General features: G+C 34.9%; 19 protein-coding genes and 1 tRNA gene. 17 read left to right on the forward strand and 3 right to left on the reverse strand.

Annotated features, from left to right (window positions below):
* Positions 1-23: 23 nt before the first annotated feature.
* The 9 genes from pyrH to EDD66_RS05170 all read left to right on the forward strand — a co-directional run bounded on the left by pyrH (position 24) and on the right by EDD66_RS05170 (position 11466).
* On the forward strand, positions 24-728 hold the full coding sequence (pyrH, locus tag EDD66_RS05130; protein WP_123608482.1) for a UMP kinase: 705 nt from the start codon (positions 24-26) through the stop codon (positions 726-728).
* A gap of 71 nt (positions 729-799) precedes the next feature.
* On the forward strand, positions 800-1354 hold the full coding sequence (frr, locus tag EDD66_RS05135) for a ribosome recycling factor (protein ID WP_123608483.1): 555 nt from the start codon (positions 800-802) through the stop codon (positions 1352-1354).
* Between the two features lie 150 nt (positions 1355-1504).
* Positions 1505-2203: an isoprenyl transferase gene (locus EDD66_RS05140; protein WP_123608533.1), complete on the forward strand. Its 699-nt coding sequence runs from the start codon at positions 1505-1507 to the stop codon at positions 2201-2203.
* Between the two features lie 10 nt (positions 2204-2213).
* Positions 2214-3014: a phosphatidate cytidylyltransferase gene (locus EDD66_RS05145; protein ID WP_123608484.1), complete on the forward strand. Its 801-nt coding sequence runs from the start codon at positions 2214-2216 to the stop codon at positions 3012-3014.
* A 26-nt stretch (positions 3015-3040) separates the two neighbouring features.
* Positions 3041-4183, forward strand: coding sequence for a 1-deoxy-D-xylulose-5-phosphate reductoisomerase (locus tag EDD66_RS05150; protein WP_123608485.1), 1143 nt, complete (start codon positions 3041-3043; stop codon positions 4181-4183).
* A gap of 1 nt (position 4184) precedes the next feature.
* A complete protein-coding gene (gene rseP, locus EDD66_RS05155; protein WP_123608486.1) occupies positions 4185-5477 on the forward strand; it encodes an RIP metalloprotease RseP in 1293 nt (430 codons plus the stop codon).
* Positions 5478-5569: 92 nt separating this feature from the next.
* The gene (gene ispG / locus EDD66_RS05160; protein ID WP_123608487.1) at positions 5570-6625 is read left to right on the forward strand and encodes a flavodoxin-dependent (E)-4-hydroxy-3-methylbut-2-enyl-diphosphate synthase; all 1056 of its coding nucleotides are present in this window, start codon (positions 5570-5572) and stop codon (positions 6623-6625) included.
* 82 nt (positions 6626-6707) lie between these two features.
* A complete protein-coding gene (locus EDD66_RS05165) occupies positions 6708-11132 on the forward strand; it encodes a PolC-type DNA polymerase III (protein WP_123608488.1) in 4425 nt (1474 codons plus the stop codon).
* 61 nt (positions 11133-11193) lie between these two features.
* Positions 11194-11466, forward strand: coding sequence for a late competence development ComFB family protein (locus EDD66_RS05170; protein WP_123608489.1), 273 nt, complete (start codon positions 11194-11196; stop codon positions 11464-11466).
* Between the two features lie 98 nt (positions 11467-11564).
* On the opposite strand, the gene EDD66_RS05175 is transcribed toward EDD66_RS05170, so the two are convergent.
* Together EDD66_RS05175 and EDD66_RS05180 are read right to left on the reverse strand one after the other, a co-directional pair.
* Positions 11565-11768, reverse strand: a complete 204-nt coding sequence (locus EDD66_RS05175; RefSeq protein ID WP_123608490.1) for a cold-shock protein — start codon at positions 11766-11768, stop codon at positions 11565-11567.
* A gap of 247 nt (positions 11769-12015) precedes the next feature.
* A tRNA-Glu gene (locus tag EDD66_RS05180) sits at positions 12016-12087 on the reverse strand.
* 243 nt (positions 12088-12330) lie between these two features.
* Here EDD66_RS05180 and ahpC point away from each other — a divergent pair.
* The 3 genes from ahpC to EDD66_RS05195 all read left to right on the forward strand — a co-directional run bounded on the left by ahpC (position 12331) and on the right by EDD66_RS05195 (position 15384).
* Positions 12331-12894, forward strand: coding sequence for an alkyl hydroperoxide reductase subunit C (ahpC, locus tag EDD66_RS05185; RefSeq protein WP_123608491.1), 564 nt, complete (start codon positions 12331-12333; stop codon positions 12892-12894).
* 10 nt (positions 12895-12904) lie between these two features.
* A complete protein-coding gene (locus EDD66_RS05190; protein ID WP_123608492.1) occupies positions 12905-14587 on the forward strand; it encodes an FAD-dependent oxidoreductase in 1683 nt (560 codons plus the stop codon).
* A 293-nt stretch (positions 14588-14880) separates the two neighbouring features.
* The gene (locus EDD66_RS05195; protein WP_123608493.1) at positions 14881-15384 is read left to right on the forward strand and encodes a flavin reductase family protein; all 504 of its coding nucleotides are present in this window, start codon (positions 14881-14883) and stop codon (positions 15382-15384) included.
* A gap of 59 nt (positions 15385-15443) precedes the next feature.
* Here EDD66_RS05195 and EDD66_RS05200 read toward each other — a convergent pair whose 3' ends face one another.
* On the reverse strand, positions 15444-16280 hold the full coding sequence (locus EDD66_RS05200) for a Cof-type HAD-IIB family hydrolase (RefSeq protein WP_170164258.1): 837 nt from the start codon (positions 16278-16280) through the stop codon (positions 15444-15446).
* Between the two features lie 545 nt (positions 16281-16825).
* On the opposite strand from EDD66_RS05200, the gene rimP reads away from it, so the two are divergent.
* From rimP to infB, 5 genes are read left to right on the forward strand one after another with little or no spacing between them, the layout of a single operon-like run.
* Positions 16826-17293, forward strand: a complete 468-nt coding sequence (gene rimP / locus EDD66_RS05205) for a ribosome maturation factor RimP (RefSeq protein ID WP_123608495.1) — start codon at positions 16826-16828, stop codon at positions 17291-17293.
* Between the two features lie 24 nt (positions 17294-17317).
* Positions 17318-18376, forward strand: a complete 1059-nt coding sequence (nusA, locus tag EDD66_RS05210; protein ID WP_123608496.1) for a transcription termination factor NusA — start codon at positions 17318-17320, stop codon at positions 18374-18376.
* Between the two features lie 37 nt (positions 18377-18413).
* Positions 18414-18689, forward strand: a complete 276-nt coding sequence (rnpM, locus tag EDD66_RS05215; protein ID WP_123608497.1) for an RNase P modulator RnpM — start codon at positions 18414-18416, stop codon at positions 18687-18689.
* 19 nt (positions 18690-18708) lie between these two features.
* The gene (locus EDD66_RS05220) at positions 18709-19032 is read left to right on the forward strand and encodes a L7Ae/L30e/S12e/Gadd45 family ribosomal protein (protein ID WP_123608534.1); all 324 of its coding nucleotides are present in this window, start codon (positions 18709-18711) and stop codon (positions 19030-19032) included.
* A 35-nt stretch (positions 19033-19067) separates the two neighbouring features.
* A complete protein-coding gene (gene infB, locus EDD66_RS05225) occupies positions 19068-21695 on the forward strand; it encodes a translation initiation factor IF-2 (protein ID WP_123608498.1) in 2628 nt (875 codons plus the stop codon).
* The last annotated feature ends 11 nt before the right edge of the window (positions 21696-21706 follow it).

A 21706-nucleotide genomic window follows, 5' to 3' on the forward strand; every position in this document is an offset into this window, starting at 1 on the left:
TGAATAAACATAAGAGGTGTAAGATGGAAAAATATAATAGAGTTTTACTGAAATTAAGTGGTGAAGCATTAGCAGGAGATAAAAAAACTGGTTTTGATGAAGCTACTTGTATTAAAGTAGCAAATCAAGTAAAACAACTTGTAGAGGACGGTGTATCTGTAGGAGTTGTAATAGGCGGTGGCAACTTTTGGAGAGGTAGAACCAGTGAGACCATTGACAGAACTAAGGCAGATCAGATTGGAATGCTGGCAACGGTAATGAATTGTATTTATGTATCAGAGATCTTTCGCCATGTAGGGATGATGACACAAGTATTGACTCCGTTTGAATGTGGATCAATGACTAAACTATATTCTAAAGACAGGGCAAATAAATATTTTTCAAAGGGGATGGTAGTTTTCTTTGCAGGTGGCACAGGACATCCATATTTTTCAACGGATACTGCAACTGTACTACGTGCAATAGAAATTGAAGCAGATGTAATTTTACTAGCGAAAGCAATAGATGGTGTTTATGACTGCGACCCTAAGGTAAACCCTTCTGCAAAGAAGTACGATGAGATAACAATAGAAGAGGTACTTGAGAAAAAACTTGGTGTGGTGGATTTATCGGCTACAATAATGTGCCTGGAGAATCGTATGCCAATGCTTGTATTTGCTCTACATGAAGAAAACAGTATTGTAAATACTGTAAGAGGCGAATCAAATGGTACTAGAGTAATTGTATAGAATATAGAATATTATTTGGTGAATAATAGTATATTTTTATGATACTATTATTTGGATTAGGAGGAAATATTATGGATTCAAATATTGGAATTTTTGAAGATAAAATGAAAAAATCATTGAGTAATTTAAAGGAAGAATATGCATCTATAAGGGCGGGGAGAGCGAATCCTCATCTGCTTGACAAGATTAAGGTTGATTATTATGGCCAACCATCTCCACTGCAGACAGTAGCTAATATATCTGTTCCAGAACCACGAGTTATTCAAATTCAACCATGGGAAAGCAGTTTAATTAAAGAAATTGAAAAAGCAATCATGGTTTCTGACCTTGGACTGACTCCAAATAATGATGGTAAAATAATCAGGCTTACTTTTCCGGAATTAACAGAGGAAAGAAGAAAAGAATTAGTGAAAGATGTTAAGAAAAAAGGCGAAAATGCTAAAGTAGCTGTTCGTAATATTAGAAGAGATGCAAATGATTTATTCAAAAAGCAAAGTAAAGCAAATGAAATCTCAGAAGATGAATTAAAAAATTTAGAAGATAAGGTTCAAAAACTTACGGATAAATATATTGCTGAAATAGACAAGGCTGTTGAAGATAAATCAAAAGAAATACTTACAGTATAATAGAAGATTCAAGACGTATTTTGTCTATTATAGCAAAGTACGTCTTCTTTTTCTTTACATATTCATTTAAGGACTTTGCGGCTAAAGTGTTACATAAAGAGGCTGCATAGGAGCTAGGAGGCATAGATTTTGAAAGAGACTGGTAGTGATATGATGATACCAAAACATGTCGCAGTAATATTAGATGGGAATGGAAGATGGGCAAAGAAAAGATTTATGCCTAGAAACTATGGTCATGTCCAGGGCAGTAAAACAGTTGAGAAAATTCTGGAGGATGCATATGATCTAGGAATTGAGTATTTTACTATATATGCTTTTTCTACTGAAAATTGGAAAAGACCGGATGAAGAAGTGGAAGCGCTTATGAAACTTCTTCGTAGTTATTTAAAGAGTTGTATTAAAACATGTAAAAAGAACAATATGAAAGTCCGAGTGCTTGGAGATAAATCTAAGTTAGGTCCTGATATTAGAGAAAGTATTGAAGAATTAGAGATAGTTTCTGCAAGTAATACGGGCCTTAATTTTCAAGTTGCATTAAATTATGGAAGTAGAGATGAAATCCTTCGTGCAATGAAGAATTTAATACATGATTATGATAATAAACAATTTAAATTGGATGATATAGATGAAGAATTATTTGAAAAATATTTAGATACCAAAGGAATTCCAGATCCGGATTTATTGATAAGGACTAGCGGGGAGAAGAGATTATCTAATTATTTATTATGGCAGCTGGCATATACTGAATTTTATTTTACAGATGTATTGTGGCCCGATTTTACGAAAGAAGAATTATTAAAAGCAATCGAATATTATAATAGTAGAGATAGACGCTTTGGGGCAATATAGGAGGAGTACTATGTTTAAAGAGAGGCTGATTAGTTCAGTGATTCTTTTAGCAATCACAATTTTCACAGTAATTATGGGAGGAAATATTCTATTTGCAGCAATACTCGTTATATCAGTAATTGGGCTACATGAGCTATATAAGATCGTAGGAATTCATAATAAACTGATTGGATATATAGGTTATTTAGTTAGTATAATTTTTGATACTATGTTATTATTACATTTAGAAGAATATTCTTTTGCCTATATCATAGGATTTTTAATGATACTTATGGGAGTTTATGTTTTTTCGTTTCCTGAATATCATACAGATCAGATAACCTTAATTTTCTTTGGCTTTTTTTATGTTTCAATTATGCTTAGTTACATCTATCAAGTCAGAATGCTAAGGGATGGTGCGATCCTTGTATGGCTTATATTTATTGGTGCATGGGGATCTGATACTTGTGCATATTGCGTGGGAATGTTGATTGGTAAACATAAGATGTCTCCAAAGCTTAGTCCTAAAAAGTCAATTGAAGGAGCAATTGGGGGTATTCTTGGTGCTGCCCTTATTGGAGGTATTTACGGAACTATTTTAAATTCATATTTAAATATTGCAAATCCCCAAATTATTTTTGCTATTATAGGTGGATGCGCAAGTATCATTTCACAAATTGGTGATTTAGCTGCATCTGCGATTAAAAGAGATCATAATATAAAAGACTATTCTAAATTGATACCAGGTCATGGCGGGATTTTAGATCGTTTTGATAGCATTATATTTACAGCTCCAATTGTATATTATCTTGCCAAGTTATTGATAAAGTAAAACTTAATTCTGATGAGGTAAATGAAATGAAGAATATAGTGATTTTAGGTTCTACCGGTTCTATTGGAACACAGACCCTTGAAGTAGCAAGAGAAAATCCTGACCTAAATATTGTAGCATTGGCAGCATTCTCGAATATATTTTTATTAGAAAAACAAATTCGTGAGTTCAATCCGGAAATTGTTTGTGTATGGGATGCCGATAAATCCAGAGAACTATCTGAAAACATTAAAGATACCAATGTAAAAGTAGTGTCTGGTATGGATGGGTTAATTGAATGTGCTACATGGGATAAAGGGCATATAGTAGTTACTGCCATTGTAGGTATGATTGGAATCAGGCCTACCATTGAAGCAATTAAGAATAAGAAAAATATTGCCCTTGCCAATAAAGAAACGTTGGTAACAGCAGGGCATATTATAATGCCTTTAGCAAAAGAAATGGGAGTTCATATCCTTCCGGTAGACAGCGAACATTCAGCTGTTTTTCAATCTTTAAATGGTGAAAAACAGGAACAAATTGATAAAATTATATTAACAGCATCTGGCGGTCCATTTCGAGGTAAAACCAAGGATGAATTAAAGGTTATGAAGGTGGAAGATGCTCTAAAGCATCCAAACTGGTCAATGGGAAGAAAAATCACAATAGATTCCTCTACATTAGTGAACAAAGGTCTGGAAGTGATTGAAGCAAGGTGGCTGTTTGACGTTAGTTTTGATCAGGTTCAGGTAGTAATACAACCCCAAAGTGTAATTCATTCTATGGTACAATTTTTAGATGGTGGAATTATGGCACAGCTTGGCACTCCTGATATGAAATTGCCAATTCAATATGCCCTATTCTATCCTGACAGAAGAAATCTTCCAGGAGAAAGATTAGATTTTTATAAATTAAAACAAATTACTTTTGAAGAACCAGATTTTGATACTTTTACAGGATTAAAATTAGCTTATGAAGTTGGCAGAGCTGGTGGAAGTATGCCTACTGTGTTTAATGCGGCTAATGAAATTGCAGTTGCTAAATTCTTAAACAGAGAGATACAATATTTACAAATACCAGAGATTATTGAATATGCTGTCAGAGAACATAAGAACATACCGAATCCGTCTGTTTCGGAAATTCTAGATATAGAAAAGGCAACATATGATTTAATAGAAAGCAGGTGGTAATATGAATATTTTAGTTGCGATCATTATATTTAGTGTTATTATTATCATACATGAACTTGGTCATTTTCTTTTAGCAAAGAAGAATGGAATTGGAGTAAATGAGTTTTCCATTGGTTTAGGGCCTAGAATTGCAAGCTTTAAAAAAGGAGAAACCAGATATTCAATAAAACTTCTTCCATTTGGCGGCTCTTGTATGATGGTTGGTGAAGATGAATTAGTAGATGCAGATAATGCATTTAATAAAAAATCTGTATGGGCAAGGATTTCTGTAATTGCTGCAGGTCCCATATTTAACTTTATACTGGCATTTGTTCTTGCATTATTTATCATAGGGAACATAGGATATGATCCGGCGGCTGTCACAAAGATTGACAAAGGAATGAGTGCAGAAGAGGCTGGACTTATGGTTGGTGACGTGATAACTGAAATGAATGGTTCAAACATTGATATCTCTCGTGATATCGCTAACTTTTTTCAATTCAACACAATCACTCAGGCACCTGTTACAATTGAGTATCTTAGAAATGGTAAATTAAATACGGTTAAATTAAATCCTGTAAAGACAAAAACTTACCAAATGGGATTCTATTATGATCCGTCTGAAAAAGCAGCTGAAATAACAGTAATAGGTGAAGGTATGCCTCTTGAGGCGGCGGGTTTAAAAGTTGGTGATATTATTACTAATATCAATGGGCAAAAAATATCCACCGGCACAGAATTAAATCAGTATTTCCAATCCAATCCTCTGGGGGAAGAAACCGTTCTGCTCACTTATGAAAGAGACGGAATGTCTGATACCGTAAATATTACACCAAAATTTATCGAAGAATCTTATAAATTAGGTTTCGGATATAATATGGGAAGAGTAAAGACATCTCCACTTGGAGTGTTAAAATATAGTGCAATTGAAGTAAAATATTGGATTGTTACTACGATAAAGAGCCTGGAGCAGATGGTAATGGGGAGAGTCAGTAAAGATGACATTGCCGGTCCGGTTGGAATTGTAAATATTATTGGAGAAACGTATGAACAAAGTAAACAGGAAGGTATATTGACAGTATTTTTAAGTCTTTCCTATATAAGTATCCTTCTTAGCGCCAACCTTGGTGTTATGAACTTATTACCTATTCCGGCTTTAGATGGAGGAAGATTGGTATTTCTTATCCTTGAGGTATTCAGAGGAAAACCAATCGATCAGGAAAAAGAAGGATTGGTTCATATGATTGGATTGATTGCATTAATGATTTTAATGGTATTTATTATGTTCAACGATATTTCAAGATTGTTTCAGTAACAACCCAAAGTAATGTTACAGTTCAGCCCTAAGTTTGATTCCGCTTTGCTGTATGGCTGAACTGTTATAAAGTAATAGATAGGAGAATTATCATGATTCGAGAGAATACGAAAGAAATTCATATCGGAAATCGTATCATCGGTGGCAAAAATCCAGTTTTAATACAATCCATGTGTAATACCAGGACAGAAGATATAGAATCCACTGTAGCACAAATTAAAGCACTTGAGATCGCAGGATGCGAAATTATACGCCTTGCAGTTCCAACAATGGAGGCTGCACAGGCTTTTACTGAAATAAAAAAGCAAATTCGTATTCCGTTAGTAGCAGATATTCATTTTGACTATCGTCTGGCAATTGCTGCAATAGAGCATGGTGCAGATAAGATACGAATTAATCCAGGGAATATAGGTAGTATCGATAGAATTAAAGCTGTAGTAGACAAAGCGAAAGAGTATGATATTCCAATCCGGGTTGGAGTAAATAGTGGTTCTTTGGAGAAGAATCTGCTTGAAAAATACGGTGGTGTCACTGCTGAGGGAATTGTTGAAAGTGCTTTAGATAAAGTGAAGATTATAGAAGATTTAGATTATGATAATCTAGTAATAAGCATTAAATCTTCGGATGTCTTAATGTGTGTCAGATCACATGAATTGATTGCAGAAAAGACGGGATATCCCCTTCATGTGGGTATTACAGAATCGGGAACAGTTCTATCGGGTAATATTAAATCCTCTATTGGCTTGGGGATCATTCTTAATGAAGGTATTGGAAATACAATCAGAGTTTCTTTAACAGGAGATCCATTGGAAGAGATTTATAGTGCTAAATTAATTTTAAAGACATTAGGTTTAAAAAAAGGCGGGATTGAAGTTGTTTCTTGTCCGACCTGTGGCAGAACTAAGATTAATCTTATTGAATTAGCAAATAAAGTTGAAACAATGGTTCAGGATATTGATTTAGATATTAAGGTTGCTGTTATGGGATGCGCAGTGAATGGTCCTGGGGAAGCAAAAGGAGCCGATATTGGAATTGCGGGAGGCAATGGGGAAGGATTATTAATCAAAAAAGGTAAGATTATTAAGAAAGTCCCTGAGGAACAGCTCCTTGAAACATTAAGATATGAATTGTTAAATTGGAAAGAGTAAGAAATTTATTTTACAAGAGAATCCAATAGAAAACCTGGGCATATGTTTTATTGCTTTATCTGATGAAATTGGAGTGAATGATATGGGAATGAGTTTTTTTGAAGTGTTTGACACTTTATCAATTAGTGGAAGTCTTCATGATTTATTTGCAGAGGTAATTGTTGAAAAAGTAAATATCTCTAAATCTACTTTTGAGATCAAAATTCATCTATTAAGTAAAAGGCTGATTAGTAAAGTACAAATGAAGCAAATGGAATATCAGATGAAAAAACAGCTGTTTCAAAAAGTGAGCAATAAGATTACTATCATTGAACGATATGAACTATCTGCCGGATATACTCCTGAGAAACTTATGCCTTTATATTTTGATAGTTTTCTTGCAGAACTTGAGGAAGAGAGTATTATTGAATGCAATATATTAAAACATTCCAGATGGTCATTTGAGGGGGATGTTTTACATATTGCTCTTGATGACAGTTTCATCATGAAGAGCAAGGCACAAAATATTAAAATGAAATTAGAAGATATATTTCAGAATCGCTTTGGCTATATGGTCAAGGTTTTCTTTGATTATATTCCAATACCGGAAAAAGAAGAAACTGAGGAAGATAATGTAGTTACTTTTGCGAAAGCAAGAGTAAATGTACAACATACCAATCAAAAGTCTGTAAACCCGGAATCCGGGAGAGGTGAGAATAAGACAGAGGAAACGATTGCTAAAAAAACTACAAGTCAATCGGCTGTGAGTGATAAAAAAAGCAATTATACAAGTAAGTACACTCCCAAAAAGACGATTCATGACCCGGATACTATTTATGGTAAGGGTTTTGAGGGAGAATCCATGCCTATTTCAGATATACAAGATGAAATAGGAGAAGTGGTAATTCGTGGTAAGATCATGAAACTGGAAGCACGGGAATTACGAAATGAAAAAACAATTGTTACATTTTCCGTAACAGACTTTACAGATACTATCGCTGGAAAGATCTTTCTAAAGAATGAACAGGTATCTGAATTATTAGATGTACTTAAGGAAGGTATATTCATAAAATTAAAGGGTATGGCCCTGATGGATAAATACGAGCGGGAAATTACCATTGGTTCTATTGTAGGAATTAAAACCATTCCTGATTTTACAGCAACAAGACAGGATAATAGCCCGGTTAAGAGGGTTGAACTTCATGCACATACATTGATGAGTGATATGGATGCAGTTGTTGATGTAAAAACACTAATTAAGCGAGCCATTGCCTGGGGACATAAGGCGATTGCTATTACCGACCATGGTGTGGTCCAGGCTTTCCCGGATGCAAATCATGCAGTGGAAAAGAATGATAATTTTAAAGTGATCTATGGAGTGGAAGCATATCTGGTGGATGATTTAAAGGATATTGTGGAGAATTCCAAAGGCCAGTCATTAATGGCCTCCTGTGTTGTCTTTGATATTGAAACTACAGGATTTGGACCAGTACATGATAAAATTATTGAAATCGGTGCAGTTAAAATTGTGGATGGAAAGATTGTTGACAAATACAGCACATTCATTAATCCTGATATCCCAATTCCATTTCAGATTGAGCAATTAACGGGTATTAATGATTCCATGGTCATGGATTCGCCTATGATAGATACAATTCTTCCTGAATTTTTAAGGTTCTGTGAAGGATGTATATTAGTTGCCCATAATGCTTCTTTTGATGTAGGTTTTATCCAAAAGAAAGCAGAACAGCTTGGAATCGAAACAGAATTTACCGTGCTGGATACAGTTGCAATGGCAAGAGTATTGCTTCCTGAACTAAGTAAATATAAATTGAATGTGGTAGCAAAAGCTCTGGGAATTTCTCTGGAAAATCATCACAGGGCAGTGGATGATGCAGGTGCGACTGCTGAGATCTTTGTAAAATTTATTGAGATGCTTCATGAGCGTGAGGTACATAATCTGGATGAGTTAAATCAAATAAGTAAATTAACTGGAGATACCATTAAGAAATTGCCGACATATCATGCAATTATACTAGCCAAAAATGATATTGGCAGAGTGAATCTATATAAATTAATATCACTTTCTCATATTGAATATTATAATCGCAGGCCAAGGATACCAAAGAGTGTCTTTATGGAGAATCGGGAAGGATTGATAATTGGTTCTGCCTGTGAAGCAGGTGAACTGTATCAGGCAATTCTGAGAAATCAGCCGAAAGAAGAAATTACAAGGCTTGTAAATTTCTATGATTATCTTGAGATACAGCCACTTGGTAATAATCAGTTTATGATTGAGAGTGATAAAATGGATATTAATTCTAAGGAAGATTTAATTAATATTAATAAGAAAATTATCGCTTTAGGAGAAGAATTCAATAAATTAGTGGTTGGAACTTGTGATGTCCATTTCTTAGATCCGGAAGATGAAGTATACCGTCGTATTATTATGGCAGGGAAAGGATTTAAAGATGCAGATAATCAGGCGCCATTATATTTTAGAACAACAGAAGAGATGGTTGAGGAATTCAGTTATCTTGGACGGGAGAAAGCAGAAGAAATCGTAATTACCAATACCAATAAGATTGCAGATATGGTTGAAAAGATATCGCCAGTGCGTCCTGACAAATGTCCTCCTGTCATTGAAGATTCAGATAAGACATTAAGAAATATATGTTATGATAAGGCAACCTCTATGTATGGCCCTGAATTGCCGGCTATGGTAAAAAACAGACTGGAGCATGAATTAAATTCTATCATAACCAATGGATTTGCGGTTATGTATATCATTGCTCAAAAATTAGTATGGAAGTCTAATGAAGATGGATATTTGGTAGGTTCCAGAGGATCTGTAGGTTCTTCCTTTGTAGCTACCATGTCAGGTATTACCGAAGTAAATCCTCTTCCTGCCCATTATTATTGTACTCATTGTTTTTACTCTGATTTTGATTCTGAAGATATCAAAAAACATGCCGGGGCATCTGGCTGTGATATGCCTGATAAATTGTGCCCGGTATGTGGAGAGCCTTTAAGTAAAGATGGTCATGATATCCCATTCGAAACTTTCTTAGGGTTTAATGGGGACAAAGAGCCTGATATCGATCTTAACTTCTCAGGTGAGTATCAGAGTCATGCCCATGACTATACGGAAGAAATCTTTGGTAAAGGGTATACATTCAGGGCCGGTACCATTGGTACATTGGCAGATAAAACAGCATATGGCTATGTTTACAAATATTATGAAGAGAGAAATATTCATAAAAGAAAAGCGGAGATAGAGAGAATATCTTATGGATGTGTTGGAGTTCGCAGAACTACAGGTCAACATCCAGGTGGAATTATCGTTCTGCCTCATGGTGAGGAAATCTATTCTTTCACACCGGTGCAAAGACCTGCCAATGATATGACAACCAAAACAATTACCACACATTTTGATTACCATTCCATTGATCATAACCTTTTGAAATTAGATATTCTGGGTCATGATGATCCTACTATGATACGTATGCTGGAAGACCTTACTGGTGTAGATGCAAAGACAATCAGACTGGATGACCAAAAAGTTTTATCCCTGTTTGACAATTTAAGCGCCTTGGGATTAAAGGCAAATGATTTAGGGGGTTGTGATCTAGGATGTCTTGGCATCCCTGAATTTGGTACTGAATTCGTTATGCAGATGCTGCGTGATACGAAACCAAAGAATTTTTCCGACCTGGTGCGTATTTCCGGACTATCCCATGGTACAGATGTATGGCTGAATAATGCACAAGTTTTAATTGCAGAAGGGAAATGTACTCTATCTACTGCAATTTGTACCCGTGATGATATTATGACATATCTTATCTATATGGGAGTGGAAAGTGGACTTGCGTTTAAAATAATGGAATCTGTGCGTAAAGGAAAAGGTCTGCAGCCTCAGATGGAAGAAGCAATGCTTGCTGCTAATGTACCAGAATGGTATATCTGGTCCTGTAAGCGGATTAAATATATGTTCCCAAAAGCTCATGCAGCGGCCTATGTCATGATGGCATTCCGTATTGCGTATTTTAAGGTTTATTATCCAATGGCATATTATGCAGCATATTTTAGTATTCGTGCTTCTGCTTTTAATTATGAGATTATGTGTCAGGGGAGAGAACGCCTTGAATATTATCTGGTTGATTATAAAAAACGAAGCAATGAATTGTCTAAAAAAGAACAAGACACATTAAAAGACATGAAGATTGTGCAGGAGATGTATGCAAGGGGATTTGAATTTGAACCTATTGATATATATAAGGCAAAAGCCCATCATTTTCAGATTATCGGGGATAAATTAATGCCTTCCTTAAGCACAATTGATGGTCTTGGAGAAAAGGCAGCAGATGCAGTTGTGGAAGCAGTAAAAGATGGGAAGTTCTTATCAAGAGATGATTTTAGACAAAGGTCAAAAGTAAGTGCAACTGTAGTTGATCTTATGGGGGATCTTGGACTGTTAGGAGATCTGCCGGCATCAGACCAGATATCATTATTAGACTTATGGGGTTAATTATTTATAGGATATAGCCGATATGTTAAAGGAGTAACAAAGTCTGTAAGGGGGGGATTGTGTGTCAATTGAATTTAGGAATGTAATGGAAGAAATCGTGCTAAACAAGGTAGATGAAATTATTAACACAGTAGAAGGTTGCAAGTGTGAACAATGTAGGCTGGATATTGCTTCTTACGTATTAAATCGAGTTCCTACAAGATATGTTGCAACTGCTGAGGGAAGTATTATATCTAAAGTAGATTCCTTAGATAAAAAATTTGAAATTCAATTAGTTACAGAAATAGTGAAAGCAATTCAGATAGTCCAAGAGAATCCACATCATCAAAAATAATAAAAGTTTAATCATATCTGATAAAGGAAAAGGACCTTGGCTAATTGGCCAAAGTCCTTTTTTTATCTACATAATTTTGTTTATACGTAGTCTGATTCCTAGAATGCGCAAACGTTGATTGCTTGCATTCCACGAGCACCATTTGTTAAGTCAAAAGTTACTTTTTGACCTTCGTCTAAAGATTTGAAACCATCAGTTGTAATTCCTGAAAAGTGAACGAATACATCTTCACCATTCTCCTCGTTTGTAATAAAACCAAATCCTTTTTGTGCGTTAAACCATTTTACTGTACCTTTGTTCATGAAAGATACCTCCTATTATTTATTATATTTTACCTGTAAATAAAAAATCACATACATTGTAATTCATAAAGTATAACTTGATTCAGATGTGGTATTACCACATTTGAACTTTAGTTATACTTATCTAGGGACATAGCAGCTGTTATCTCACATTTTGTAAGAGAGAAACAATAAGTGCCAGTCATCAGATAAACATAATTATGACTTACAAATATATGTGAAATCAAAAAAACATCTAAAATATTAACAGCCCATAGGGGAGTCGAACCCCTGTCTCCGCACTGAGAATGCGGCATCTTGACCACTTGACCAATGGGCCTTGCAACAATATATATCATACAACGGTTCATTAAATATTGCAAGTATTATTTTCGGTATTTTTCTAAAAGTTGTGATTTTATTAGAAATAAACAGAATTGTGTGTTGGAATTTATTTTAAAAAAATATTGAAAATGAGATTTATTCTCATTTTCAATATTGCATTTTAATAACTATTATGATATTATGTCCACATAACAATAATAATTCTTATTATTAAAATTAAATTTAGGAGGTAGACACTATGTCACTAATAGGAAAAGAAATATCTGCTTTTAATGTACAGGCATATCAGGAAGGAGCTTTTAAAACAGTAACGAAGGAAGATGTTTTAGGAAAATGGTCCATATTCTTCTTTTATCCGGCAGACTTTACATTTGTGTGTCCAACTGAGTTGGAAGATCTACAGAACCACTATGAAGAATTTAAGAAGATCGGTTGCGAAGTATTTTCCGTATCTTGTGATACACACTTTGTCCATAAAGCATGGGCAGATACATCAGAAAGAATTAAGAAACTTAAATATACCATGTTAGCAGATCCAACCCATACTCTTGCAAAAGATTTTGAAGTATTAATTGAAACTGCCGGTGTAGCAGAACGTGGTTCATTCGTTGTAAACCCAGAAGGTAAAATTGTTGTTTATGAAGTAAATGACGGTAATATTGGTAGAAATGCGGAGGAATTATTAAGAAAGGTGAAGGCAGCCCAGTTCGTGGCAGCACATGGTGATGAGGTTTGCCCTGCAAAATGGACACCTGGACAGGAAACCTTAAAACCCAGCTTAGACCTGGTTGGTATGCTATAAGGCGAAGAATATGGAAAATATATATGACATAATTATCATTGGCGCTGGTCCTGCGGGACTCAGCGCTGGAATTTATGGGGCACGGGCAAAATTTAAAGTTTTAATAATTGATAAGAATGAAACTGGGGGTCAGATATCACTTACCTCAGAGGTGGTGAATTATCCAGGTGTGGGGAAAACTTCCGGAACCCAGCTGACAACTACCATGAGAAAACAGGCTGGATACTTTGGAACAGAATTTTTAACTGCCACTGTAACAGAGGTAGATTTTAATAATGATATTAAAATAATACGTACGGATAAGGGCGAAATAAGAACTCTAGGTGTTATTATTGCCACAGGAGCCAATCCAAGAACTTTAGGATTTAAGGGAGAACAGGAATTTAAAGGAAGGGGAGTGGCATATTGTGCGACCTGTGATGGGGAGTTCTTTACTGGTCTCGATGTATTTGTTGTGGGTGCCGGATTTGCGGCTGCTGAGGAAGCAATATTTCTTACAAGATATGGGGAAAAAGTAACTATCATTGCGAGAGAACCAGAATTTACTTGTGCCAAATCTATTGCTGATAAAGTTCTGGCACATGATAAAATTGAAGTGCGTTTTAATACAGAGGTTTTAGAAGTTGGCGGAGAGGTAAATCTTAAATATGCCAGATTTATAAATAATGTTACGAATGAGATTACAGAATATCAGGTCGAAGACAGTAAATCTACTTTTGGTATATTTGTATTTGCTGGTTATGTACCAGCTTCAGGATTGGTAAAAAATCATGTAAGGTTAGATGAACAAGGATATATTCTTACGGATGCAGATCTTGCGACAAATGTTCCGGGTGTATATGCTGCCGGAGATATTTGTGTAAAGAATTTAAGGCAGGTAGTCACCGCTGTTTCCGATGGTGCAGTTGCAGCAACTAATTTAGAACGATATGTGGAAAATTTAAGGAATGAATATGGCATTGTTCGTAAGGATGATCTTCCTAAAAATAGTTTAACTAAGGAGGAATTCTCACCTACACCTGACAATAGTATGGAAAGGATAGGGGATGATGTGGATGACAGCTTTCTATCTTCTGAGATTAAAGAACAATTATATCAAATCTTCTCTAAAATGGAAAAAGGAATAAAAATTATAACCATTCTAGATCCTTCCAATAGACTTTCCAAGGAAGTAGAAGGATTTGCAAAGGAAATAGATGGCCTTACAGACAAAGTAAAGATTGAGATTTATAAAAAAGGAGAAAATCAGGTCCTTGAAGAAGAAGCAAGCCTTAATTTATATCCAGCTATGTTAATTTGTAATGAAAGCAATGAATATTTAGGCGCAGCTTTTCATGGTGTTCCGGGGGGACATGAATTCAATTCCTTTATTATAGCTCTTTACAATGCAGCAGGACCCGGTCAGTCATTAGACCCTGCGCTGCTTGATGAGATACGGAATTTTGATCAGAAAGTCAATATAAAGATAGCGGTTTCACTTTCTTGTACTATGTGCCCGGAAGTGGTCATGGGTGCCCAGAGAATCGCTCTTGAAAATAAAAATGTAACAGCCCAGATGCTTGATTTGGCTCATTATCCGGAAATTAAGGAGAGATATAGTATCATGAGTGTTCCATGTATGATTATAAATGATGAATCTTTGGTTTTTGGTAAGAAATCTATTGAAGAGATATTAAATAAAATCAGAGAATAAAAAATCAAATGAGTGTTGTGCTTTTAATTCCATAATTATAATAAGGTCTATGCTCTCCCTTCACACAGTGCATTATAGGGAGAGCATAGCCTTTTTTTATTATTCGCAATAGAAATGCAACAGCCTCATCAATTTTTATTATGATGTTTTATGAATCATTTATCCATTGTTTACATAATTTAATTATCGTAATATAATAATTAGCATAATAATAATACAATAGAAAAAATTGGCATCATAATCTAACCTGTAAGTCCAAAATAACCAGATAATATGAAAAAGGAGAATCAACTATGAATTTCAAAGAAGTAGATATTCAAACAATACGAACCAATCCATTTACATTGATTGGAGACGAATGGATGTTAATTACAGCCGGAACGAAGGCGAAATGTAATACTATGACAGCCAGTTGGGGTGGGGTTGGTGTAATTTGGAATAAAAACGTGGCAACCATTTATATCAGACCAACAAGATATACGAAAGAATTTATAGATAGAGAGGATATGTTTACCATATCATTTTTTGATAAAAAATATAAAAAGGCATTAGGAATTTGTGGGAGTAAATCAGGAAGAGACTGCGATAAGATTAACGAAGCGGGTTTGACCGTTGGGTATGATGGGGACACTCCTTATATTAATGAAGCTAAATTAATATTGATATGTAAGAAAATATATCAGGATGAAATAAAACCGGAAAATTTTAAAGAAATTTGGATTGATGATAATTATCCGAATAAGGATTATCATACAATGTATATTGGAGAAATCGTTAAAGTATTAGATGAACAATAATGAAAAAAAGGCTGTTCTTTCCATTAAGAAAGAACAGCCTTTTCAAATAATATGCACTATTATATGGATAATATATATTTTTCAATTGCATATGCAACCCCGTCTTCCTCATTGGTTAAGGTTATAAAATCGGCAATCTCCTTGATATCTTTTGTAGCATTTCCCATAGCAATGCCTAGACCTGCAGATTTAATCATCTCATAATCATTATAACTATCACCACAAGCCATGATTTGTTCTCTTTTTATACCAAGATGAGTTCCTAAACCTAGTAATCCATCGCCTTTGTTGGCAGTTACTGAATTGATTTCAATATTGTTAGTAAGAGCAGAAGTAAATGCAAAATCTGAATGTGCTTTTAATATTTCAGAGGCTTTCTCTTTTTTAGAAATGTCTTTAAAAAGCAGTTGAATTTTCTCAATAGGCTGATCCATATCCCGAATAAAAGTTTTTGCATCATTATCATAGAATAGCCTGGTCTTAATAAAATAATCAGCCATTTCTTCTGTATGCATATAATCCCTTACGCAGCTAATAGAAGATTTCGGTGAATATCCTGTACCATCAATAAAAATGTCAATGATCGCATCAAAAGTTAATAGTTCATCTATAATATCTAATGCAGCTTTCACATCAATAAGGTTAGAATAGATTACCTTTTTTTCCATCAGATCAATAATAGAAGAGCCATTGGCAGTCAGAGCATAGCGGACTCCAGGTATAGAAGTGAACTCATTAGGCAGTCCTCCATAAGGTCTTCCGGTTGCAGGGATTACAGTAACCCCTTTTTCAATTGCTTTACTGATTGCATTAATTGTTCTATCTGAAATTTGCTTTTTTTCATTAAATACCGTTCCATCTAAATCTAAACCGATTAGTTTTATGTCGTATTTCATATTATCACTCCTCTTTTTCAAATATATCATAATAATGTGGCGGATACAAGTGATTTACTTAGAGGATATTAATTTTATCTTGCATTTACCATGGAATAATGTTACAATACATATGTTAGGCATTGATAAATGTAATTTTGAGGAGTGGGCGCGAGTCCACTCTTAACTTTTTGCGTGGAGGCAACGAGCCAAGCGCCAATACAGACATGGCGAACTTCATGCTTGCATGAAAGTGAGGTCATGACTGTATTGGCATTTGGCGACGCCCACGAATCTTAGAAATTTACGAAGTAAATTTCTAAGATATGGGTGGCTCGTTGCCGTGTAAGGGAACAGCTCGTTGCCGTATAAGAGGACGGCTTGTGCTGTTAGAAGCGGCTCATTGCCGCTAAGAAGCGTAGCTCCTATATAAGAATTATTTTCTTATATCTTAGGAAGAATATATATTACAGTTCAGCCATAAGCTCGATTTCGCTTCACTGCATGGCTGAACTGTAACAATAATATTGAAACAACAACTGAATATGGAAGAAAAGAGGGTTATAATGGCAAAGAAAGAAGATTATGAATTAAGAACTGAAAAATTATTAGAGCCAATTATCAAAGATACTAATTTTGAATTAGTAGATGTTGAATATGTAAAAGAAGGTGGCAACTTCTTCTTAAGAGTTTATATTGATAAGCCGGGTGGAATTACCATTGATGATTGTGAACTTGTTAGCAGGGCATTAAGTGATTTATTAGATAAACACGATTTCATTCCGGATGCATATATCTTAGAAGTAAGTTCACCAGGACTTGGAAGACAGTTAAAGAAAGACAAAGATTTCGCCAGAAGTATTGGTGAAGAGGTTGAGATAAAATTATATAAAGCGATTAATAAACAAAAAGATTTTTTTGGCATTTTAAAAGCTTATAATAAAGATACTATTACAATTGAACAGGAAAATGAATCTGAGATGATATTAGAAAGAAAAGACATTGCCATGATAAGGCTTGCACTTGACTTTTAATTAATAAGGGAGGATATTAGAAAAATGAGTAAGAATTCAGAATTAATTGATGCATTGAACCAGATTGAGAAAGAAAAAAACATAAGCAAAGAGATATTACTTGAGGCTATGGAAAATTCCCTGGTGGCTGCATGCAAAAATCATTTTGGCAAGGCAGATAACATTAAAGTAAATATTGATCGTCAAACTGGTGAGGTTAATGTTTATGCAGAAAAAGTAATCGTTGAAAATTTGGAAGATCCATTAACACAAATGAGTATTGTTGAAGCAAAATTAAAATATCCTAAATATGATATTGGCGATATTGTTCATGTTGAGGTAACACCAAAGAATTTTGGACGTATTGCAGCACAAAAAGCGAAACAAGTTGTTGTTCAAAAGATTAGAGAAGAAGAAAGAAAAGTTTTATTTGATCAGTACTATGGGAAAGAAAAAGATATTGTAACAGGTATCGTTCAACGTTATGTCGGCAATAATGTTAGTATTAATCTTGGAAAAGTGGATGCAGTACTTACAGAGAATGAGCAAGTAAGGGGCGAGCGCTTTAAACCGACCGACCGAATTAAGTTATATGTATTAGAGGTAAAAGATACTACAAAAGGGCCAAGGATTACTGTTTCAAGAACTCACCCAGAATTGGTTAAGAGGCTTTTTGAAGCAGAAGTTACTGAAGTTAAGGATGGAACAGTAGAGATTAAGAGTATATCAAGAGAAGCAGGTTCCAGAACAAAGATGGCTGTATATACCAATAATCCTGACGTTGATCCTGTTGGAGCATGTGTTGGACTTAATGGTGCAAGAGTAAATGCAATCGTTCATGAACTTAGAGGCGAAAAAATTGATATTACCAATTGGAATCCGGATCCGGCAATTTTTATTGAAAATGCTCTCAGTCCAGCAAAAGTTATCTCTGTAGAAGTAGATGTAGAAGAAAAGAGTGCAAAAGTAGTTGTTCCAGATTATCAGTTATCATTGGCTATTGGTAAGGAAGGCCAAAATGCAAGGCTTGCAGCTCGTCTGACCGGGTATAAAATTGACATTAAAAGTGAGTCACAGGTAGAACCAGGTAATGATGAATATTAATTTATCATTTAGAAAAGAAATACTAGGAAGTGATTGAATGAGTGTGAAAAAAATACCTTTAAGACAGTGCACAGGCTGTGGAATCATGAAAAGCAAGAAAGAACTGCTTCGAGTGATCAAAACACCAGAAGAAGAGATCATCCTTGATGAAACAGGGAAAAAGAATGGTAGAGGCGCTTATATATGTAAAGACCTTGAATGTTTAAAAAAGGCAATCAAGAATAAAGGGATTGAAAGATCTTTAAAAGTTTCCATTCCATCAGAAGTATATGAGCAGTTAGAGAAGGAGTTGATAAAGCTTGAAGGAAGATAAGGAAGGCTTGGTTGATTCATTGAAGTATAAGAATAAAGTATTTTCTTATATTGGTTTAGCAACAAAAGCTGGAAAGATAGCAAGCGGTGAATTTTCAACTGAAAAAGCAGTAAAAGAAGGTAAATCAAATATTGTTATTGTAGCAGAAGATGCTTCAGATAATACTAAAAAGATGTTTACCAATATGTGTGCTTACTATAAAGTGCCAATTTACTTTTTTGGTGAAAAAACAGAGCTAGGTCATGCAATGGGTAAAGAGTACCGTGCTTCTTTAGCATTGCTTGATAAGGGCTTGGCTGATGCAATTGAAAAGCAACTAAAAACAGCAATGCAGGAATTTTAAACTTAATTTTTGCATCCACATTGGAGGTAGTAAGTATGTCAAAAATAAAAATATACGAATTAGCAAAACAAATAGATAAACAAAGTAAAGATATTATTACATTTTTAAAGGATAAAGGGTTTGAAGTAAAAAGCCACATGAGCAATATAGAAGATACACAGGTGGATATGATTAAAAATCATTTTGGGAAATCTGGAGCTGTTCAGGTAAAGGCAACTGAAACAAAACCAATCAAATCTAGTGGGGAAGTTAAAACAAATCACAGACCAGTACAAAGTAATAGTACCAATGGAAACCGCCCAGCACAACAAAGTAATAATACTAATACAGCCTATCAAAATACTAGTAATAGACCTGTTCAGGATGGAAACAATGTGAGAACTAACTCAAATAATACGAATAGGCCAGCGCAAAATAGTGGGAATAGGTCAACTCAGACGGGTACGAATAGGCCGGCACAAAATAGTGGAAATAGACCTTATCAAAATAGTGGAAGCAGACCAACGCAAAATAGTGGAAATAGACCAATGCAAAATAATGGAAGCAGACCAACGCAAAATAATGGAAACAGACCAACACAAAACAGCACGAATAGACCTTACCAAAATAGTAACAATAGCGGTAGCAGTAACAATAATAATAGATCTAATCAAAGCAATTATAATAAACCAAATCAAGGGTATAATAACAATCGTGGCGAACATAATTCCAATAATAGAAATACCCAAGGTACTAATGATAATAGAAGAAGCAACGGAAATAATCGTAATACCCAAGGGAACAGATATAATCAAGGTAATTTTAGAAATAATGAATCAAATAGTAATGTAAGTAAGAAGGATCCTAATAGAAAAGGAGCTTTTATCATGCCAAAACCTCAACCACAGGTAGTTGAAAAAGAGGATGATGGTATTAAAACAATTATTATTCCAGAAACTTTAACAATCAAAGAATTAGGGGATAAGATGAAAGTACCGGCAGCAGCTATTGTGAAAAAGTTATTTTTGGCTGGTAAAATGGTATCTATTAATCAAGAAATTACATTTGAAGAAGCGGAAGAAATTGCTATTGAATATGATTGTATTGTAGAACAGGAAGAGAAAATAAATATAATCGAAGAACTGCTAAAAGAGGAAGAAGAAGATACATCAACATTTAAAAAACGCCCACCAGTTGTCTGCGTAATGGGTCATGTTGATCATGGTAAAACTTCACTCTTAGATGCCATCAGACAAACCCATGTTACAAACAATGAAGCAGGCGGCATCACTCAGCATATTGGTGCGTACACGGTAAATGTAGGTGGAGAAAAAATTACATTCCTTGATACTCCGGGACATGAAGCATTTACATCTATGCGTATGAGAGGAGCCCAGTCTACAGATATTGCTATCCTTGTTGTTGCAGCAGACGATGGTGTCATGCCACAAACAATAGAGGCAATCAGCCATGCGAAAGCAGCAGGTATCGAAATTATCGTTGCTGTTAATAAGATTGATAAACCAAGTGCTAATATTGACAGAGTAAAGCAAGAATTAACCGAGTATGAATTAATAGCCGAAGACTGGGGCGGCAGTACAATATTTGTTCCTGTTTCTGCACATACCAAAGAGGGTATTAACGAATTATTGGAAATGATAAATCTTACTGCAGAAGTGCTAGAGTTAAAGGCAAATCCGGACCGTAATGCAAGAGGTGTTGTGATTGAAGCACAACTTGATAAAGGAAGAGGACCGGTGGCTACGATTCTTGTGCAAAAGGGTACGCTTCATGTTGGTGATTCCATTGCGATTGGTTCTGCATATGGTAAAGTGAGAGCTATGATGGATGATAAAGGACGCCGGGTGAAAGAAGCAGATCCTTCTACACCTGTAGAAATACTTGGCTTAAATGAAGTTCCAAATGCCGGTGAAATTTTTATGGCTACAGATAATGAGAAAGAAGCTCGTAATATTGCAGAAGCCTATATTAAACAAAGCAGAGAAAAACTTCTTGAAGATACAAAATCAAAGTTATCTTTAGATGGTTTATTCTCACAGATACAAGCAGGTAATATTAAAGAACTTAATATCATCATTAAAGCAGATGTTCAGGGTTCTGTAGAAGCAATGAAGCAAAGTCTGTTAAAATTAAGTAATGATGAAGTAGCAATTCGAATTCTTCATGGTGGTGTTGGTACCATTAATGAATCAGATGTTAATCTGGCAGTAACTTCAAATGCGATTATCATTGGATTTAATGTAAGGCCTGATAATGCGGCAAAAGATACTGCAGATAGAGAAAAAGTAGATTTAAGACTTTATCGCGTTATTTATAATGCAATTGAAGATATTGAAAATGCAATGAAAGGTTTACTTGATCCTACTTATGAAGAGAAAGTTCTTGGTCATGCAGAGGTAAGACAGGTATTTAAGGCATCTGGTCTTGGAAGTATCGCAGGTTCTTATGTTCTTGATGGAAAAATTGTTCGTAATTCATCTGCAAGAATCATGCGTGATGGTTCCGTTATCTATGATGGACCGTTAGCATCATTGAAGAGATTTAAGGATGATGTAAAAGAAGTTGCATCAGGTTATGAATGTGGTCTTGTATTCGAAAAATTTAATGATATTAAAGAAGGAGATACTGTAGAAATCTACATTATGCAAGAAGTACCACGCTAAAATATAATATC

The sequence above is a fragment of the Mobilisporobacter senegalensis genome (assembly GCF_003752155.1).
Taxonomy (GTDB): Bacteria; Bacillota; Clostridia; order Lachnospirales; family Lachnospiraceae; genus Mobilisporobacter; species Mobilisporobacter senegalensis.

Excerpts from the sequence above, each read along its gene's own strand:
- EDD66_RS05140 (WP_123608533.1), top strand. The coding sequence starts at position 1,505 with ATGATGATACCAAAACATGTCGCAGTAATATTAGATGGGAATGGAAGA.
- infB (WP_123608498.1), top strand. The coding sequence starts at position 19,068 with ATGTCAAAAATAAAAATATACGAATTAGCAAAACAAATAGATAAACAA.
- EDD66_RS05200 (WP_170164258.1), bottom strand. The coding sequence starts at position 16,280 with ATGAAATACGACATAAAACTAATCGGTTTAGATTTAGATGGAACGGTA.
- nusA (WP_123608496.1), top strand. The coding sequence starts at position 17,318 with ATGAGTAAGAATTCAGAATTAATTGATGCATTGAACCAGATTGAGAAA.
- rseP (WP_123608486.1), top strand. The coding sequence starts at position 4,185 with ATGAATATTTTAGTTGCGATCATTATATTTAGTGTTATTATTATCATA.
- EDD66_RS05145 (WP_123608484.1), top strand. The coding sequence starts at position 2,214 with ATGTTTAAAGAGAGGCTGATTAGTTCAGTGATTCTTTTAGCAATCACA.
- frr (WP_123608483.1), top strand. The coding sequence starts at position 800 with ATGGATTCAAATATTGGAATTTTTGAAGATAAAATGAAAAAATCATTG.
- rnpM (WP_123608497.1), top strand. The coding sequence starts at position 18,414 with ATGAGTGTGAAAAAAATACCTTTAAGACAGTGCACAGGCTGTGGAATC.
- EDD66_RS05175 (WP_123608490.1), bottom strand. The coding sequence starts at position 11,768 with ATGAACAAAGGTACAGTAAAATGGTTTAACGCACAAAAAGGATTTGGT.
- ahpC (WP_123608491.1), top strand. The coding sequence starts at position 12,331 with ATGTCACTAATAGGAAAAGAAATATCTGCTTTTAATGTACAGGCATAT.
- EDD66_RS05190 (WP_123608492.1), top strand. The coding sequence starts at position 12,905 with ATGGAAAATATATATGACATAATTATCATTGGCGCTGGTCCTGCGGGA.
- pyrH (WP_123608482.1), top strand. The coding sequence starts at position 24 with ATGGAAAAATATAATAGAGTTTTACTGAAATTAAGTGGTGAAGCATTA.
- EDD66_RS05195 (WP_123608493.1), top strand. The coding sequence starts at position 14,881 with ATGAATTTCAAAGAAGTAGATATTCAAACAATACGAACCAATCCATTT.
- ispG (WP_123608487.1), top strand. The coding sequence starts at position 5,570 with ATGATTCGAGAGAATACGAAAGAAATTCATATCGGAAATCGTATCATC.
- EDD66_RS05150 (WP_123608485.1), top strand. The coding sequence starts at position 3,041 with ATGAAGAATATAGTGATTTTAGGTTCTACCGGTTCTATTGGAACACAG.
- rimP (WP_123608495.1), top strand. The coding sequence starts at position 16,826 with ATGGCAAAGAAAGAAGATTATGAATTAAGAACTGAAAAATTATTAGAG.
- EDD66_RS05165 (WP_123608488.1), top strand. The coding sequence starts at position 6,708 with ATGGGAATGAGTTTTTTTGAAGTGTTTGACACTTTATCAATTAGTGGA.